Source organism: Rhodococcus sp. BS-15, assembly GCF_000813105.1.
GTDB lineage: Bacteria > Actinomycetota > Actinomycetes > Mycobacteriales > Mycobacteriaceae > Rhodococcoides.
In genome coordinates, this window is the sequence record NZ_BAOX01000084.1 from 1 (window position 1) to 17,224 (window position 17,224).

At 66.0% G+C, this 17,224-nt stretch carries 12 protein-coding genes and 3 pseudogenes; 5 read left to right on the forward strand and 10 right to left on the reverse strand.

Going from position 1 to position 17,224, the window contains the following annotated elements; all coding sequences use genetic code 11:
- Positions 1-771: hypothetical protein (locus tag RHBS_RS12310; RefSeq protein ID WP_128645677.1), on the forward strand; the 771-nt coding region annotated here is incomplete at its 5' end.
- Positions 772-838: 67 nt separating this feature from the next.
- Here RHBS_RS12310 and aspS read toward each other — a convergent pair.
- A complete protein-coding gene (gene aspS, locus RHBS_RS12315; RefSeq protein WP_128645678.1) occupies positions 839-2,626 on the reverse strand; it encodes an aspartate--tRNA ligase in 1,788 nt (595 codons plus the stop codon).
- Between the two features lie 169 nt (positions 2,627-2,795).
- On the opposite strand from aspS, the gene RHBS_RS12320 reads away from it, so the two are divergent.
- Positions 2,796-3,719: a neutral zinc metallopeptidase gene (locus RHBS_RS12320; RefSeq protein ID WP_128645679.1), complete on the forward strand. Its 924-nt coding sequence runs from the start codon at positions 2,796-2,798 to the stop codon at positions 3,717-3,719.
- Positions 3,720-3,730: 11 nt separating this feature from the next.
- On the opposite strand, the gene RHBS_RS12325 is transcribed toward RHBS_RS12320, so the two are convergent.
- Positions 3,731-4,759, reverse strand: a complete 1,029-nt coding sequence (locus RHBS_RS12325) for an Rv2578c family radical SAM protein (protein WP_128645687.1) — start codon at positions 4,757-4,759, stop codon at positions 3,731-3,733.
- A gap of 114 nt (positions 4,760-4,873) precedes the next feature.
- On the opposite strand from RHBS_RS12325, the gene RHBS_RS12330 reads away from it, so the two are divergent.
- Positions 4,874-5,353 carry a DUF3237 domain-containing protein gene (locus RHBS_RS12330; protein WP_128645680.1) on the forward strand — a complete coding sequence of 160 codons (480 nt, stop codon included), beginning with the start codon at positions 4,874-4,876 and terminating at the stop codon, positions 5,351-5,353.
- 6 nt (positions 5,354-5,359) lie between these two features.
- Here the strand turns inward: RHBS_RS12330 and RHBS_RS12335 are convergent, their stop codons facing one another.
- From RHBS_RS12335 to RHBS_RS12345, 3 genes and pseudogenes are all read right to left on the reverse strand, one after another.
- The gene (locus RHBS_RS12335; RefSeq protein ID WP_121869969.1) at positions 5,360-6,013 is read right to left on the reverse strand and encodes a hypothetical protein; all 654 of its coding nucleotides are present in this window, start codon (positions 6,011-6,013) and stop codon (positions 5,360-5,362) included.
- Positions 6,003-7,275, reverse strand: a pseudogene (gene hisS / locus RHBS_RS12340) (histidine--tRNA ligase). Before hisS ends, RHBS_RS12335 begins: the two are co-directional and overlap by 11 nt.
- Positions 7,276-7,277: 2 nt before the next feature.
- Entirely contained in the window at positions 7,278-7,970 is a 693-nt protein-coding gene (locus tag RHBS_RS12345) for an MBL fold metallo-hydrolase (protein WP_128645681.1), read from the reverse strand.
- 191 nt (positions 7,971-8,161) lie between these two features.
- Between RHBS_RS12345 and RHBS_RS12350 the strand changes: the two genes are divergently transcribed.
- The gene (locus tag RHBS_RS12350; protein WP_128645682.1) at positions 8,162-9,025 is read left to right on the forward strand and encodes a peptidylprolyl isomerase; all 864 of its coding nucleotides are present in this window, start codon (positions 8,162-8,164) and stop codon (positions 9,023-9,025) included.
- Positions 9,022-9,816, forward strand: a complete 795-nt coding sequence (locus RHBS_RS12355; RefSeq protein WP_128645683.1) for a peptidylprolyl isomerase — start codon at positions 9,022-9,024, stop codon at positions 9,814-9,816. The genes RHBS_RS12350 and RHBS_RS12355 overlap by 4 nt, the downstream gene beginning before the upstream one ends.
- Before the next feature lie 69 nt (positions 9,817-9,885).
- Here the strand turns inward: RHBS_RS12355 and RHBS_RS12360 are convergent.
- The 5 genes and pseudogenes from RHBS_RS12360 to secD form a co-directional block, all read right to left on the reverse strand.
- A pseudogene (locus tag RHBS_RS12360) lies at positions 9,886-12,383 on the reverse strand (RelA/SpoT family protein).
- 66 nt (positions 12,384-12,449) lie between these two features.
- Positions 12,450-12,989, reverse strand: coding sequence for an adenine phosphoribosyltransferase (locus RHBS_RS12365; RefSeq protein WP_128645684.1), 540 nt, complete (start codon positions 12,987-12,989; stop codon positions 12,450-12,452).
- Positions 12,986-14,689: pseudogene (locus tag RHBS_RS12370) on the reverse strand (ABC transporter substrate-binding protein). The gene RHBS_RS12365 and the pseudogene RHBS_RS12370 overlap by 4 nt, the downstream one beginning before the upstream one ends.
- Positions 14,690-14,713: 24 nt before the next feature.
- On the reverse strand, positions 14,714-15,895 hold the full coding sequence (gene secF / locus RHBS_RS12375; protein WP_128645685.1) for a protein translocase subunit SecF: 1,182 nt from the start codon (positions 15,893-15,895) through the stop codon (positions 14,714-14,716).
- A 1-nt stretch (position 15,896) separates the two neighbouring features.
- Positions 15,897-17,224, reverse strand: a 1,328-nt coding sequence (secD, locus tag RHBS_RS12380) for a protein translocase subunit SecD (protein ID WP_128645686.1), incomplete at its 5' end; no start/stop codon positions are given.

The window sequence follows — 17,224 nt, forward strand, 5'->3', positions numbered from 1 at the left end:
TCGCCCGGGGCCTACCCGCCGCCGCCCGGCAACTACGGAAACTATGGCAACCAGGGCTACGGCCAGGCTCCGCTGGGGCCGAACCCCGGCCGCCTCGAGGTCGGTGCCGCGCTCAGCTACAGCTTCGACAAGTTCAAAGCCAATGCGGGACCGTGGATCGGAATCACCGCCATCGTGTGGGTGGTCAGCGTCATCGGTGTCGTCCTGGTCTTCGCGTCGACGTTCACCGCAGCAATGGCAGCGGCCGACAGCGGTGACACGGCGTTCACTACCACGACGTCCGGGGTGGCCCTCGTCATGACGGCCATCGCCACGTTCGCGTCGTATTTCGTCAACGCTGCCTACGTTCGAGGAGCGCTGGACGAGACAGGCGCTCCGCAGAAGCCGTCGTTCGGTAGGTTCTTCCAGCTCACCAACATCGGGCAGATCGCGATCCTGGCGTTGATCTGGACCGTCGTCAGCGTGGTGTTCAGTTTCATCCCGTTCCTCGGAACGGTCCTTCTGATCGTGATCGGCTTCCTCGCGAACTTCGCACTGACGTTCCTGATCGATCGCAACCAGACGGCGATCGAATCGATCAAGTCCAGTGTCGACCTGACCGTGAAGAACTTCGGCCCCTTGCTGCTGCTCCTGCTGCTGCTGGCCGCGATCAACATCGTCGGTGCGCTGCTGTGCGGTCTCGGTCTGCTCGTCACCATCCCGATCTCGGTGATCGCCACCAACTACGCCTACCGCGTGCTTACCGGTGGGCCGCTGTCCCCCGCACGCTGAGCTGCTCGACACAGACGAACTGTCCCCGTAGCGCACAGCGCTACGGGGACAGTCGCTTTCGAACCTTCTAGGCCTCGGCCGGAGACTCTTCCTTCTTCTCCGGCTTGAAGTCGACGCCCGATTCCTTACGCTGCTGCGAGGTGATCGGTGCCGGCGCGTCGGTCAACGGGTCGATGCCGCCACCGGACTTGGGGAATGCGATGACCTCACGGATGGAATCGACTCCGGCAAGCAGCGCCGTGATGCGATCCCAGCCGAACGCGATGCCGCCGTGCGGCGGTGCGCCGTAGGAGAAGGCATCGAGAAGGAAGCCGAACTTCTCCTGAGCTTCTTCCTTGCCGATACCCATGATCGCGAACACCCGTTCCTGAATGTCCTTGCGGTGGATACGAATACTGCCGCCGCCGATCTCGTTGCCGTTGCAGACGATGTCGTAGGCGTAGGCCAGAGCCGATCCGGGGTCGGTGTCGAACGTATCCATCGACTCCGGCTTCGGCGACGTGAAGGCATGGTGCACGGCAGTCCACGCACCGGATCCGACGGCTACGTCACCACTGGCCGTGGCGTCGGACGTGGGCTCGAACAGCGGAGCGTCGACGACCCACACGAACGCCCATGCCTTCGGGTCGATCAGGTCGAGCTTGCGGGCGATCTCGCCGCGCACCGCACCGAGCAATCCACGTGATGCCTTGATCGGGCCCGCGGAGAAGAAGATCGCATCGCCGTTGTTCGCACCGACATGTGCGGCGAGGCCGTCGCGCTCGGCGTCGGTCAGGTTCTTGGCAACCGGGCCACCCAACGTGCCGTCCTCACCGACGAGAACGTACGCGAGACCCTTGTGGCCGCGCTGCTTGGCGAACTCCTGCCACCGGTCCAACTGCTTGCGGGGCTGGCTCGCGCCACCGGGCATCACGACCGCACCGACGTACGGGGCCTGGAACACACGGAACGTGGTCTCGGAGAAGAAGTCCGTGCATTCGACCAGTTCGATGTCGAAGCGGAGATCGGGCTTGTCCGAACCGTAGCGACGCATCGACTCGGCGTAGGTGATCCGTGGAATCGGAGCCGTGAAGTGGTGCCCGACGAGCTTCCACAGCGACGCCAGGATCTCCTCGGCCAGCAGGATGACGTCGTCCTGGGTGACGAAGCTCATCTCGACGTCGAGCTGAGTGAACTCCGGCTGACGGTCGGCCCGGAAATCCTCGTCTCGGTAGCACCGGGCAATCTGGTAGTACCGCTCGATACCGCCGACCATCAGCAGCTGCTTGAACAGCTGCGGGCTCTGCGGCAGCGCGTAGAAGCTACCCGGCTGCAACCTCGCAGGCACCAGGAAGTCACGGGCACCCTCGGGAGTGGATCGCGTGAGCGTCGGAGTCTCGACCTCGACGAACTCGTGGTGCGCGAGCACCGAACGGGCCGCCGCGTTGACGTGCGAGCGCAGGCGAATGGCTCGCCCCGGTCCCTCGCGACGCAGATCGAGGTAGCGGTACTTCAGACGCGCTTCTTCGCCCGGCTGATCGTCGAGCTGGAACGGCAGCGGCGCGGCCTCGGACAGGACCTCGATCTCGGAGGCCTCGACCTCGATCGCACCGGTCGGGATCTCGTAGTTGGCATTGCCCTCGGGGCGGCCTTCGACCTTGCCGGTCACCTTCACGACGTATTCGGCGCGCAGGCGGTGGGCCTGCTCGAGCGCTGCTCCCTCGCGGAAGACGACCTGGGACACACCGGACGCGTCGCGAAGATCGATGAAGATGACGCCGCCGTGATCGCGTCGGCGGGCCACCCATCCCGTCAGCGTCACGGTTCGGTCGACGTGCTCGGGGCGTAATGAGCCGGCGAGGTGGGTGCGCAGCACGGGTGTCCTTTCGAGAAAAATCCGCTGATCGTGTTCTTCGCTCACCGATCCTACGGAGCACATCACCGTAGAAGGAAACGAGATCGCGACGCGGCATGCGAAGCTATGGCCGACAGCAGCGATTTGTGTTCTCGCCACAGGTGGGGGCTCGGCGGAGAGGAACTCGGGCATGACCTTCAGAGAAGGTTCGCGGATGGAGCGGGGTCGAGTCTCCGTCGGCGGCAGCGGGGGTGGCGGTCGCGGTGGCAAACTGGCTATCGGCGGTGGTGCAGGCGGCTTGATCATCATCGTCATCGCGTTGCTCTTCGGCGGAGATCCCGGTTCGATTCTCAATCAGATCAGTGGCGGCGACAGCTCTGCCGGGCAGGTCGACTCCGGCACCTCGGGGACCCTCGAGGGCTGCGAGACCGAGGCGGAGGCGAACACCAAGATCGATTGCCGTATCGGATTCACGGTGTCGAGCCTGGACACCGTCTGGGAATCTCAACTCCAAGCTCAGACCGGCGTCGCCTACGTTCAGCCCGGCGTGAATCTGTTCTCGGGAGCAACCAACACCGGCTGCGGCAACGCCACCAGCGCCGTCGGGCCGTTCTACTGCCCGGCCGATTCCACGGCGTACTTCGACACGAGCTTCTTCCAGGTTCTCGTCGACCAGTTCGGTTCCAGCGGCGGCCCACTGGCGCAGGAGTACGTGGTGGCGCACGAGGTCGGCCACCACCTGCAGAACCAACTGGGCGACATCGGCCGCGCGCAGGCCGATCCGCAGGGACCCGAGTCCGGTGGCGTCAAGGTGGAGTTGCAGGCCGACTGCTACGCGGGAATCTGGGCGCACTACGCAGCCGACACGGTCGATCCGGACACCGGTGTTCCGTTCCTCGAGCCGCTGACCACGGCCGACATCAACGACGCCCTCTCGGCAGCGTCGTCGGTGGGCGACGACCGCATTCAGCAGGCATCCACCGGCAGCGTCAACCCCGAGGGCTGGACGCACGGGTCTTCTGCGCAGCGCCAGGCCTGGTTCACCGCGGGCTACGAGACCGGACAGGTGGCGGCCTGCGACACATTCTCGGCACGCGACCTCGACAATCCCTGAACCGGCACCGATCAGAACAGGGTCAGAGCCGGCCCCGAGGTCACCAGTTCTCGGGGTTCAGCAGGCTCGTTCGCGGGCAGCGAGCGGGTCTGCTCTGCGGCAAACCCGTAGGTGTCGAGCAGCGGATCGATTCTCGCTTTCAGCCACTGCTTGTACTCAGGGGTCACGTACGCCCCGTGTCCGTAGAGCTGACGGTATCGACGCACCAATGCGGGGTGTTCCTTCACCAGCCAACTCATGTACCAGTCCTTGGTGCTCGAACGCAGATGCATCGGCAGCGCCGTCACGGTTGTCGCACCTGCCTCGGCCAGGGCTCCGATGAGGCCGTCCAATTGCTTGGCCCCGTCGGTGAGAAACGGAATCACCGGTGCCACCAGAACGCCGCAGTTCAGGCCCGCGTCGCGGACCGCACGAACGAGATCCAATCGCGCTCGCGGACTGGGGGTCCCGGGCTCGAGCTGCTTCTGCAGGTCGGCGTCGTGAATGGCCAGGCTGATGCTCACCTGCACCTCCACCTGTTGCGCAGCCAGCGTCAACAGGGGCAGATCACGCCGCAGCAGTGTGCCCTTGGTGAGAATCGAGAACGGCGTCCCGGATTCGGTCAACGCTCGAATGATCCCCGGCATCAACCGATATCGACCCTCCGCGCGCTGATAGGGGTCGGTGTTGGTGCCGAGCGCCACCGGCTCGCGCTTCCACGACCGGCGCGCGAGTTCCTTGCGCAGTACCGCAGCGACGTTGGTCTTGACGACGATCTGCGAGTCGAAATCGTTGCCGGAGTCCAGGTCCAGATATTCGTGCGTCGGGCGAGCGAAGCAGTATCGACATGCATGCGAGCACCCACGCATCGGGTTGACGGTCCACGAGAAGGGCACCTGCGATTCGCTCGGCACTTCGTTCAGGGCGCTCTTGCACAGCACCTCGTGGAAGGTGATGCCCTCGAACTCGGGTGTCTGCACGCTGCGGACCAGCCCCGATCGCTCGAGCCCCGGTAGCGCCCCGTCGTCCGCGGCGTCGAGAGTCTGACCGGCCCATCGCATGGACACAGTCGAACATTTGTTCTATGTCGTGTCAAGGCCGACCCGTCTCTGACGATCCCCGCTCGGGTGTGGTCACCGGAAGGCGATAGCGTAGGCCCCCAGTCGATCCTAGGAGTGCACCGCCGTGACCGCCCCGAACACACCGACCTCGAGCCCATTCTCCGCCTCGGCCTCACACTCGGACCGGGCATCGAGATCGGTTCGGTGCCGGCCGGTGAGCGGGTGGTCACCACCGTGCTCGGCGGCGCAGCTCCCGGCCCCGACATCGAGGGCACCCTCGCAGCCGGGTCGACCGTCGTCAGCGTGACGCGACCCGACGGATGCACCGAGTTCAGCAGCGACCTCGTTCTCGAATTGGCGACCGGCGGTTACCTCTCACTCGACTATCGCGGAGTTCAGTTCGGGCCGGCCGAGGTCATCGACGCTCTGAACGATCCCGAGCGTGAGGTGGACCCCGCCACGTACTACTTCCGCGGCACCCTCCGGGTGGCGACGGCGGTCCCGAAGTTCACCTATCTCAACCGAGCGCTCGTCGTCACGTCCGGATCTCGCTCGGCCGAAGCCGTCGTGCTCGACGCATTCCTGGTCACCTGATCCTGCTCATTCGAGCAGCTGGGCGACCTCACGGTCGGTCAGTGTCGCCTGCGGAGTTCGTCCCTTGCTACGGACGAGTTCGACGGCGCGATAGAGCGGCCGTTGGTCGAGTCCCGCGTCGCGTGCCTCGGCGCGCAGCTGATCCACCAGCACCGATGCGATCGCCGCGGCAGGCACCAACTCGGTGGTCCACAGCGAGTCGGCGAGAGTCCGTAACGCAAGGATCGGCAGTTCCCGGCCCCCGTTCCTGGTGTAAAGCGCAAGCGCAACCACGATATGCGTACGCCCGTCGTAGAGCCGTAGCGAGATCTGATCGATTCCGGCCGTCCGAATCGTCAGTTCGGCCGTCACCACCTCCGGCATCTTCAGCCGGCGAGTGCGCAACCCTCGCGCGCACAGTTGCGGACCGTCGAGCCATACCCGTCGGCGCAGACCCAGCCAACCCGACAGTACGGCGGGACCGCCGACGATCACCCCGACCAGAACTGCAACCCACACCGGCACGAACAGCGCCAGGACGACGGCGAGAACGATCCCGATCGCGGCCGACCCGACCATGATCTTGCGCAGGCGCGGTGCCAGGAACTCCACCGAGACCAGGTCGAGCGCTACCGGCCCCGCGTTGGACCGAGAGTCACCGGACCGGGACTCACTGGGCAAGGCGCGCTCCGAGGGCGTCGACCACGTCGGCCATCGGAACGGTGTCCTGCTCGCCATTCGAAAGGTCTTTCACCAGAACCGATTCCGCAGCCAGTTCCTGATCGCCGAGCACCAACGCGAACCGCGCTCCGGATCGGTCGGCGGCCTTCATGGCACCCTTGATCCCGCGATTTCCGTAGGCCATGTCCACGGCTATTCCTCGTTCGCGTAACTGAGCCGCGATGTCTACGACCGCCAACTTGGCACCTGCTCCCATCGGAACACCGAAGACCTGGCATCGCGACGTCGCGCCCGCGGTCTTGCCTTCGGCGGCAAGGGCCAGCACCGTGCGATCGACGCCCAGGCCGAACCCGATTCCGGAGAGCGCCTGCCCGCCTAGCTGTTCCATCAAACCGTCGTAGCGGCCGCCGCCGCCGATGCCCGATTGTGCGCCGAGCCCGTCGTGCACGAATTCGAACGTCGTCTTGGTGTAGTAGTCGAGGCCGCGCACCATCCGCGGGTTCACGAGATACGGAACGTTCATCACGTCCAGGTATTCCAGCACTTCGTCGAAGTGTTCCTTCGCCGAATCGGAGAGGTGATCGAGCATCAGCGGTGCGTCCGCAGTCATCGCGCGCACCTCGGGTCGCTTGTCGTCGAGTACCCGCAGCGGGTTGATCTCGGCGCGTCGACGGGTGTCCTCGTCGAGGGGAAGCGCGAACAGGAACTGCTGCAACAGCTCTCGGTACTGCGGGCGGCAGGTGTCGTCGCCGAGCGAGGTGATCTCGAGCCGGAACCCGGTGAGCCCGAGGGGCCCGGAAACCGGCGTCGGCCACGGCGATGACCTCGGCGTCCAGCGCCGGGTCGTCGACGCCGATCGCCTCGACACCCACCTGCTGCAGCTGGCGGTATCGGCCGGCCTGCGGGCGTTCGTAGCGGAAGAACGGACCGGCGTAGGCCAACTTGACCGGCAGCGCTCCCCGATCCAATCCGTGCTCGATCACCGCGCGCATGACTCCGGCGGTGCCTTCGGGTCGCAGTGTCACCGATCGGTCTCCGCGATCGGAGAAGGTATACATCTCCTTGCTCACCACATCGGTCGACTCCCCGACCCCGCGTGCGAACAGGCCGGTGTCCTCGAAGATCGGCAGTTCGATGTGGCCGTAGCCGGCGTTGCGGGCTGCGTCGAGCAACCCTTCGCGTACGGCGACGAACTCGGCCGAGTTGGGCGGGAAGTAATCGGGAATGCCCTTGGGCGCGGAAAAGGCGGTCTGCTTGCTCACGCTCACAGCTTTCCTTGCTCGGGGTCGGTGAGTCCAACGAGGAACGGGTTGGACCCGCGCTCCTGGCCGATCGAACTCTGTCCGCCGTGCCCCGGGAGCACCACCGTGTCGTCGCTCAGCGGGAGCAGCCGAGTCGCGATGGACCGCAGCAGTTGATCGTGATCGCCGCCGGGCAGATCGGAGCGCCCGATCGATCCCGCGAACAGGGTGTCCCCGGTCAGGGCCAACGGAACCGAGCCGTCGGGCCCGTCGGCGTGGGCGAGGAACACCACCGATCCCTGGGTGTGCCCGGGGGTGTGCACCACCGTGAACTCGATTCCGGCGAGTTCGAGCCGTAGACCGTCCGTGAGCTCGATCACCTCGGCCGGTTCGTGGAACTCGAGGTCGCCCAGTACCGCCGCCAGCGTCGGGCCCGTTCCCTTGATCGGATCGGCCAGCATGTAGCGGTCCTCGGGTGCGATGTACGCCGGGATGCCGTACTTTGCGCAGATCGGCTCCACCGACCACGTGTGGTCCAGATGACCGTGCGTGAGCAGTACTGCGGTGGGGGTGAGCGAGGACTGCGTCAGGAAGTCGATCAGCGGATCCGCGGCGTCCTGACCGGGATCGACGACGACGCACTCGGACGCGTCGTCCTGGGCCAGGATGTAACAGTTCGTCTGAAACATGCCTGCGGGGAATCCGGTGACGAGCAAGACAAACGCTCCTAAAGGCTGAGGCCGAAGTACCGAGCAAGCTTAGTGGGGCCGCTCTCGCCGGGTCCCCCCAGCATGCTCTCAGGCAGTGATGGCAAACTCGCGTTGGCCGATTCTCGGCCGAATACCACACGATCGGTCCGTGCAGCGAGCGGGCGAGGTCGTTTTTCGACAAGCGGGAGGAACACGAATTGCCCAGCAACGAGCAACGGCGCGAGGCTGCCAAACGAAAGCTCGAACGCCAACTCGTACGCCGCGCCGAGCGAGCGCGTCGTCGTAAGCAATTGACGATCGCCGGTTCCATTCTCGGCGTCGTCGCGGTCGTGGCCGTCGTCTCGGTCGTGTTCGTGGTGACCCGCGGTGACGATGACGCGAGTACCGCCCAGGAGTCGACCACGTCGGCGCCCGCCGATTCGATCATCGCTGCGGGGCGCACCGAGCCACTGCCCGAGACGGTGAACTGCTCCTACCCCGCCTCGGAGCAACCGGCGGCCAAGCCGAACACTCCCCCGCGCACCGACAACGTACCCACCAGCGACGAGCCGCTGAGCTACAGCATGACCACGTCTGCCGGGAACATCGGGCTGACGCTGAACAATCCCGAGTCTCCCTGCACGGTCAACAGTTTCGTCTCGCTCGCCAATCAGGGCTACTTCGACGGCACCACCTGCCATCGACTCACCACGGGCGCGGGCCTGCAGGTTCTGCAGTGCGGCGATCCCACGGGCACCGGCTCCGGCGGGCCGGGCTACCAGTTCGCCGACGAATTCCCCACCGACACGTATGCCGAAGGCGACCCCGCTGCCCAGACCCCCATCGCCTACCCACGCGGAACGTTGGCCATGGCCAACGCAGGCCCGGGTACCAACGGCAGCCAGTTCTTCCTCGTCTACGGCGATTCGGAACTGCCGCCCGCCTACACCGCGTTCGGCACCATCGACGAGACCGGACTCGCCACCCTCGACGCCATCGCGGCCAAGGGAGCGCAAGGCGGCGCTTCCGACGGAGCCCCCGCCGAACCGGTAGACATCACGTCCATGTTGAGCGACCTGTGAATCGCACCTCGGCTCTGACGATCGCGGTCTCGGCCGCCGCGCTGGTACTCGCAGGGTGTTCCGGTTCGGCCGAACCGGCAGCGGCACCGGCCACCACAACGTCGACGGCTACGACTACGACAACCGACGCACCCGCGCCTCGGCCGGCACTCGATCTATCTCGTTTCGGGGCGTTGCCGCCTGTGCCGCAGCCGACGACCGATACGGTGTCCTGCTCGTATCCGGAGGAGTCACCGGCCGTCACGGAAGTCGACGCTCCTGCGACCGACAACGTCGACGTGTACGGAAACGTCGAGGTGACGTTGTCCACCACTGCGGGTCCGATCGGCATCACACTCGACCGGACGCCTGCACCGTGCACGGTCAACAGTGTCGTCAGCCTCGTCCAACAGGGATATTTCGACGGCTCACCCTGTCACCGACTGACGACGTCACCGGGCCTCGAGGTACTGCAGTGCGGTGACCCGTCCGGGTCCGGTCGAGGCGGACCCGGATACAGCTTCGCCAACGAGTACCCCACCACCGCGTACGCCGACGATCCGGCGCAGGCCGAGAATCCGGTGGTCTACCCGCGCGGAACGCTGGCCATGGCCAATGCGGGCCCCGACACCAACGGCAGCCAGTTCTTCCTGGTGTATGCGGATTCGGTGCTGCCGCCGCAGTACACGGTGTTCGGCACCATCTCGGACGCCGGTCTGCAAACCCTCGACGCCATCGCAGCGGGCGGGGTCACCGGTGGCTCCGAGGACGGTGCACCGGCGAACCCGGTGATCGTGGAGTCCGCAGCCTGAGTTCGGATTCGAAAGACGAGAGGGTGAGCAGAGTTTCTGCTCACCCTCTCGTCGTTCGGGGACTGCCGCTCAGGCCGCCGACGTCAGGCGGTACACGTCGTACACGCCCTCGACGTTGCGCACGACGTTCAGCACATGCCCGAGGTGCTTCGGATCGCCCATCTCGAAGGTGAACTTGCTGATCGCAACCCGGTCCCCCGACGTGGCGACCGACGCCGAGAGGATGTTGACCTTCTCGTCGGCGAGCGCTTGGTGACGTCGGAGAGCAGTCGGTGGCGGTCGAGTGCCTCGATCTGGATAGCGACCAGGAACACCGAGGACGCCGAGGGTGCCCACTGAACCTCGATGAACCGTTCGGACTGCTCTTCGAGCGATCGTGCGTTGGTGCAGTCGGTGCGGTGGACACTCACCGATCCCCCACGGGTGACGAATCCGAGGATCTCGTCTCCCGGCACCGGAGTGCAGCACTTCGCGAGCTTCGCGACGACGCCCTCGGCACCGGTGACCAGCACTCCCGCGTCGCCGACCTGACGGGGTCGAGTGGGGATGGTCGACGGTGTCGACCGCTCGGCGAGCTCTTCCTCGACGTCGCCGACGCCACCGAGATGGGCGACCAAACGCTGCACCACGTGGCGAGCGGACACGTGATTCTCGCCGACCGCGGTGTAGAGCGCGGAGACGTCGACGTACCGTAGCTCGTGCGCGATCGCCGACATGGACTCGGCATTCATCAAGCGCTGCAAGGGAAGTCCGCCTCGACGGACCTCCTTTGCGATACCGTCCTTCCCTGCCTCCAGGGCTTCCTCGCGGCGCTCCTTGGCGAACCACTGGCGAATCTTGGTCTTGGCTCGCGGTGAGGCGACGAACCCCTGCCAGTCCCGACTCGGACCGGCGGTGGCGGCTTTCGAGGTGAACACCTCGACCACTTCACCGTTGTCCAGAGTCCGTTCCAGTGCGACGAGTCGACCGTTGACCCGCGCGCCGATGCAGCGATGCCCCACTTCGGTGTGCACGGCGTACGCGAAGTCGACCGGACACGATCCGGCGGGCAGGGTGACGACATCGCCCTTGGGAGTGAAGACGAAGATCTCCTTGACCGCGAGGTCGTAGCGCAGCGACTCGAGGAACTCCCCCGGATCCGCGGCTTCTCGCTGCCAGTCGAGCAGCTGGCGCATCCACGCCATGTCGTCGACCTCGGCGTTGTCCTGCGAATGCTTGCCCTTGGTCTCCTTGTACCGCCAGTGCGCAGCGATGCCGAACTCGGCTGTGCGGTGCATGTCCCGCGTACGGATCTGCACCTCGAGGGGCTTGCCCTCGGGTCCGATCACCGTGGTGTGCAGCGACTGGTAGACGCCGTAACGCGGCTGCGCGATGTAGTCCTTGAAACGGCCCGCCATCGGCTGCCACAGCGAATGCACCACACCGACAGCGGCGTAGCAGTCACGAATCTCGTCGCACAGGATGCGAACACCCACGAGGTCGTGGATGTCGTCGAAGTCGCGGCCCTTGACGATCATCTTCTGGTAGATCGACCAGTAGTGCTTCGGGCGACCCTCTACGACCGCACTGATTCTCGACGCGGCGAGTGTCGCGTTGATCTCGGCCCGAACCTTCTCGAGGTAGGTGTCGCGGGACGGCGCACGATCGGCGACGAGACGCACGATCTCGTCGTACTTCTTGGGATGAAGAATCGCGAACGCCAGGTCTTCGAGCTCCCACTTGACCGTGGCCATTCCGAGCCGATGGGCAAGCGGCGCAATGACTTCCAGCGTCTCTTTGGCTTTGCGCGCCTGCTTCTCCGGGGGCAGGAACCGCATGGTACGCATGTTGTGCAACCGGTCGGCGACCTTGATGACCAACACCCGCGGATCTCGCGCCATCGCGATGATCATCTTGCGGATCGTCTCGCCCTCGGCTGCAGTTCCGAGCACGACCTTGTCGAGCTTGGTCACTCCGTCCACGAGATGGGACACCTCGTCGCCGAATTCCTCGGTCAGCTTGGCGAGCGAGTATCCGGTGTCCTCGACCGTGTCGTGCAGCAGCGCCGCAACCAGGGTGGTCGTGTCCATCCCCAGCTCGGCCAGAATGTTGGCCACGGCGAGCGGATGCGTGATGTAGGGATCGCCGGACTTGCGCATCTGCGACGCATGCAGCTCGTCCGCTACGTCGTAGGCCCGCTGCAGCAACGTCAGATCGGCCTTGGGATAGAGCTCACGGTGCAGGCTGACGAGTGGCTCGAGCACCGGCTTGACCGCCGCGCTGCGCCCAGCGGTGATGCGGCGCGCCAGACGTGCTCGCACCCGCCGCGATGCCGAGGTGGGGACAGGTGCCGAATTACGGGTCCCCGACGGAGCCTGCGAATCGGTCGCCGCCGGGTCGTGGGGAACCGGGTCGTGGGTAACCGGAGTGTCGACGGCCGGGCGGGCATCACCGGACGCGGACTCGTCGGTCGTGACGATGTCGACGCCGGTCCGATCGGTAACTCCGGTCCGATCGGCAACTGCGGGCCGCTCGGGTACGGCAGGCCGATCGGGCAAGGGCTGATCGATGTAACGGGTCACTCTCATCACCTCCTGCCACACGTTCCGCGCTGTCGTCGAAACGTCAACGCATTGTGAGAGAGACTTTAGTCCTCATACCCGAACCAGGCAGCCGAGCGGGTAGCCACTGCACTTGTCGCGCCCGCCCAGAACGGCGATCTCGAGAACGACAGCAGCGCCGGCGATCACCGCCCCCTGCTCGGCCAACAACCGAGCCGTCGCGTCGACGGTACCGCCGGTCGCCAGAACGTCGTCGACCACCAGCACACGTTTTCCGGCCACGTCGATCGCAGTCGGGATCTGCAGTGCGGCTGTTCCGTACTCGAGTTCGTACGACCGTGAATGCACCGGAGGCGGCAACTTGCCCGCCTTGCGCACCGCGAGCACACCGCACCCGAGTTCGAGAGCAACCCCGGCCCCCAGCAGGAATCCCCGTGCGTCGATTCCCGCCACCAGGTCGACGTCCTCGAAACCCAGAGCCAGTTCCGACACCACGCTGCGTAGCGCGGGGCCGTCGGCGAACACCGGCGTCAGATCGCCGAAGCGCACACCGGGGACGGGGAAGTCGTCGACCCACCGCGTCAGCCTGGTCACGGCGGCGGCCGCACCCACTCGATCTCCTGCGTCGTTCATCGAAGAAGCACCCACCGATCCATGTTCCATCCGGCACCTGCGGCCGTCGGGTTGGGCACCACGTCCTGCATGCCGTCACTGACGACAGTCGTACGCGGCTCGTTGTACAGGGGAAGCGACGGCATGTCGTTCCACAGGATGTTCTCGCCCTCGGTGACCAACGCCAGGATGCGCTCGGGATCGTCGGTCACCGCCAACTGATCGACGATGGCATCGATTCTGCCGTTGCTGTATCCGCCGACGTTCGTACCGATGCCCGTCCGCAACGAATACCGTGCGGTCACCGCGGCAGCCGAACCCGACGGTCCGGGAAGCGATCCGCTGCTACCGAGGACGGCGTCGACCGCCCCCCGCCCGCAGTGCGGACGGTGTGAAGTCCGGTGAGCTCGCGTCCTCGACGGTGATGCCCGCGGCAGCACAATCGGCAGCCATTCGGCTCACCACCTGAGCGCGGCGTGCGTCCGGCCCCCGGTAGCCGACACGAACGGTCAGAGCGTCCTCGCCCGCCGCCTCAAGTTCTCGGCTCGCCTGGTCGAGGTCCGAGCGCTGGTACCGATCGCCCACCACCGTTGCGACCGACGGGTACTCGAGCGTGTCGGGCTGGACGAGACGAGAGTCGACGACGCCCGAGCCCAGACCCGCCGCTGCCGCCTCGGAACCGGGATGACCCAGTGTGTCGAACAGATCCGATCTCGGGATGCACGCGGCCACTGCTCGACGTGCACTCGCGTCGGCCAGCACCCCCTGGGTTGCGAACGTCAACTGCTCGACGCCTCGCGACGGTTCCTCGGTGGTCGTGAATCCCTCGGTGGGCCCGAGATCGACGGCACCGGCACCGTGGTCGACCACGTCCAGCGATCCGTCCGCAGACTTCGCGGCCAGGTCCGTGCCTTTGGGCCAGACGACAACTTGCCCGGTCTCGGGTGGGATTCCCCACCAGGCGTCGTTCGCGACGAGCACGAGACCGTCCTCGGCGGTGTACGACTCGATGCGGTACGGACCGGCCGAGGGCAGCAGTGAAAGGTCGATCGAGCCCGGCGTCAGGTCCATCCGGTGTTCCAGAAGTCGGCGATGCGGCTCACCGCATCGTCGTCCTCGGCCAGGATGGGATCGACGACGTTCGGCACGCCCGCTGCCCGAGCCGCGACATGTGCCGGTAGCAGGTCGGTGGCTCCGAACAGGGCACGCCAGTTCTGGTAGCTGCGGCCGGACGCGAAGACGACCGTGGCTTCCTTGGCCCCCCGGAACGCAATCGATGCGCTGGATGTCGGAATACCCGGCCGTCGAGGCCGCGTCGAACAGGGGGCGGTCGGTGGCGAATCTTCCGCTGTTCGCCGCCCAGGCCAACACCAGGTCATCGCAGGCCATCGGCGCACCGTCCGAGTACGTCGCGGCGGGGGCGATGGAGTACTGCACGGTCAGAGTGTCGCCGGGAACGACGGACACGGTTCCGATGTCGTTGTCCGACAATGCGTCTCCCTCGGTCCGAGGTAGCTGAAGCCCACCTGCACCCGAGTGAAGGCCTGCCGGGCTCCCGACGCCGCGCCGTCGACGGTTCTCGCGTTGTAGGTGTTCACCACGTTGTCGAACGAGTAACCGATCGAGGGCACCTTGTCCTCGGGCGACGAACACGCGGTGATGGACACCGCGCCGACACTCGCTGCCACCAGTGCCGCGCTCCACCTGCGTTTCACGTGCACTCTCCGTCCCTGTCGAGGGTGGTTCTACCGACGTTTCTTGTTCCGCTTACCGGTGGGGCGGTTGCCCGGCTGCGGAGCCGACGCCTTCGGGGCGGCCACGCCGACAGCTACCGGCTCCGGAGCCAGACCGGCTGCGCGAGCTGCTGCTTCGGCGCGCTTGGCGTGGACCTTGCGCGTGTGAGCTGCGACAGGGCCCCACTTCTCCTTGAGCGTCACCAGCAACGGAGTGGCGAAGAAGATCGACGAGTAGGCACCGACGATCATGCCCACCAGCTGCACCAGCGCCAGATCCTTCAGCGTGCCTACTCCCAGCAACCAGACCGCCACGACCATCAACGCAAGCACCGGCAGCACACCGATCACGGTCGTGTTGATCGAGCGCATCAGGGTCTGGTTGACGGCCAGGTTGGCCTGCTCCGCGAACGTCTTGCGATGCAGGTTGAGTATGCCGCGGGTGTTCTCCTCGACCTTGTCGAACACCACCACCGAGTCGTACAGGGAGAAACCGAGAATCGTCAGCAGACCGATCACCGTCGCCGGAGTCACCTCGAACCCGACGAGTGAGTACACGCCCGCGGTCACCAGGAGGTCGAAGGCCAGGGCGGCCAGGGATGCCAAGGCCATGTCCCGTTCGTATCGAACGGCGATGTAGATGCTGACGACGACCAGGAAGACCGCGAGCGCGATCAGCGCTTTCTGGGTGATCTGGCTTCCCCAGGTCTCACTGACGTCGGACACACTGATGGCGTTGGGTGTGGCGGTGCCCGAGTTGTTCTGCGGCTGGAATGTCTCGAACAGTGCCTGACGCAGGCTGTCCACTTCGGCGGGGTCGAGTGCCTCGGAGCGGATCTGCACCGTTGCCGCTGCCCCGGATCCGACGGTCTGCACCGACACCGGTGCCATCCCGAGCGAGTCGTTGTAGACGGTCTCGACCTGCTCGGTGGAGATGTTGTCGGCGGCGGGCAGCGCGATGCGTGTTCCGCCCTCGAAGTCGATGCCGAGGGTGAAGCCACGCACCAGGAAGCTCAGCAGGCACACCAGCACGATGACGCCGGTGAGGATGTAGTAGAACCGGCGACGACCGATGATGTCGAAGGCACCGGTGCCGGTGTACAGCCGGGACAGCCAGCTGTGCTTGGGCTGGGTGGATTGATCGACTCCCGAATCGTCGAGGGGCGATTGGGTCGACGTGGTCGTGTCCGACATGTCATGCCTCCTTCGACGGCGCACTGCCGGTCTTCACGGCGAGAGCCTTGTTGGCCGCGCGCTTGCGCTCCGCAGCGATCTGCTGGACGGCACCGAGCCCGTTGACGGACGGCTTGGACCAGAACTTGGATTTCGACGCGAGGTACACCAGCGGCCAGGTCACCAGCACCACGACGATGATGTCCAGGATCGTCGTCAGACCGAGGGTGAACGCGAAGCCGCGGACCTGACCGATGGCCAGCACGTAGAGCACCGCGGCCGCGATGAAGCTGACCGCGTTGCCCGACAGGATCGTCTTGCGTGCGCGTGCCCAACCGCGAGGAACCGCCGACCGGAAGCTGCGGCCCTCCCGGATCTCGTCCTTGATGCGCTCGAAGAACACGACGAACGAGTCCGCGGTCATACCGATACCGATGATCAGTCCGGCGATGCCGGCGAGGTCGAGGGTGAAGCTGATCCATCTGCCCAGCAGAACGATGATTCCGTAGACGACCAGACCGGCCAGTACCAACGACAGCGCCGTGAGCAGGCCGAGGGCGCGGTAGTAGAGCAGGCAGTACACCAGCACGAGCGCCAGACCGATGGCACCGGCGATCAGGCCGGCGTCGAGCGAGGCCAATCCCAGCGTTGCCGAGACCGTTTCGGCCTCCGAGGACACGAAGGACAGCGGCAGGGAGCCGTACTTGAGGGTGTTGGCGAGCTCGGACGCGGTCTGGTTGTTGAAGTTGCCGGTGATCGAGGTGGCGCTACCCGCGGGCGTGGCCCCCTGGATGACCGGCGCGCTGATCACCTTCGAGTCCAGCACGAACGCAGCCTGCTTCTGCAGATTGGCCGCGGTGAACTGAGCCCAGGTGTTCGAGCCGTCCGTGTCGAAGGTCAGGCTCACCTGGAACTGGGCCTGCTGACTGTCGAATCCGGAGGTCGCGTCGGAGATCTGCTGGCCGTCGATGATCGTGGGACCCAGCAGGTAGACGGCTGTTCCGTCGGTCGAGCACGCCACGAGGGGCAGCGCCGGATCGTCGTTGCCGGCGAGCGGGTCGGCGGCGTTGCAGTCGAGGGACTGCATGGCCAGCTGTTGGATCTGCGGATCCTCGCTCTGCCGGAGTGCTCTGGCGTCGGAGATCTCCTGGGCCGCACGTTCTGCGTCGGACAGCGACGCATCGGTGGCGGGGTCGTCGGCCGCCGGTGCGTCGGTAGCAGGCGCATCGGTGGCAGGTGCATCCGTGGCGGGAGCGGGACTCGGATCGACCGTCGTCGGATCCTGCGCCGGGAACACACGGTTCTGCGGGGTGGCCGGGTCTGCGGGCGCAGCCGGGTCCGCAGAGGCGG

What these genes read in the sequence shown, in the direction of transcription:
- RHBS_RS12320 (WP_128645679.1), top strand. Translation starts at nt 2,796, where the DNA reads ATGACCTTCAGAGAAGGTTCGCGGATGGAGCGGGGTCGAGTCTCCGTC.
- RHBS_RS12325 (WP_128645687.1), bottom strand. Translation starts at nt 4,759, where the DNA reads ATGCGATGGGCCGGTCAGACTCTCGACGCCGCGGACGACGGGGCGCTA.
- RHBS_RS12365 (WP_128645684.1), bottom strand. Translation starts at nt 12,989, where the DNA reads ATGAACGACGCAGGAGATCGAGTGGGTGCGGCCGCCGCCGTGACCAGG.
- secF (WP_128645685.1), bottom strand. Translation starts at nt 15,895, where the DNA reads ATGTCGGACACGACCACGTCGACCCAATCGCCCCTCGACGATTCGGGA.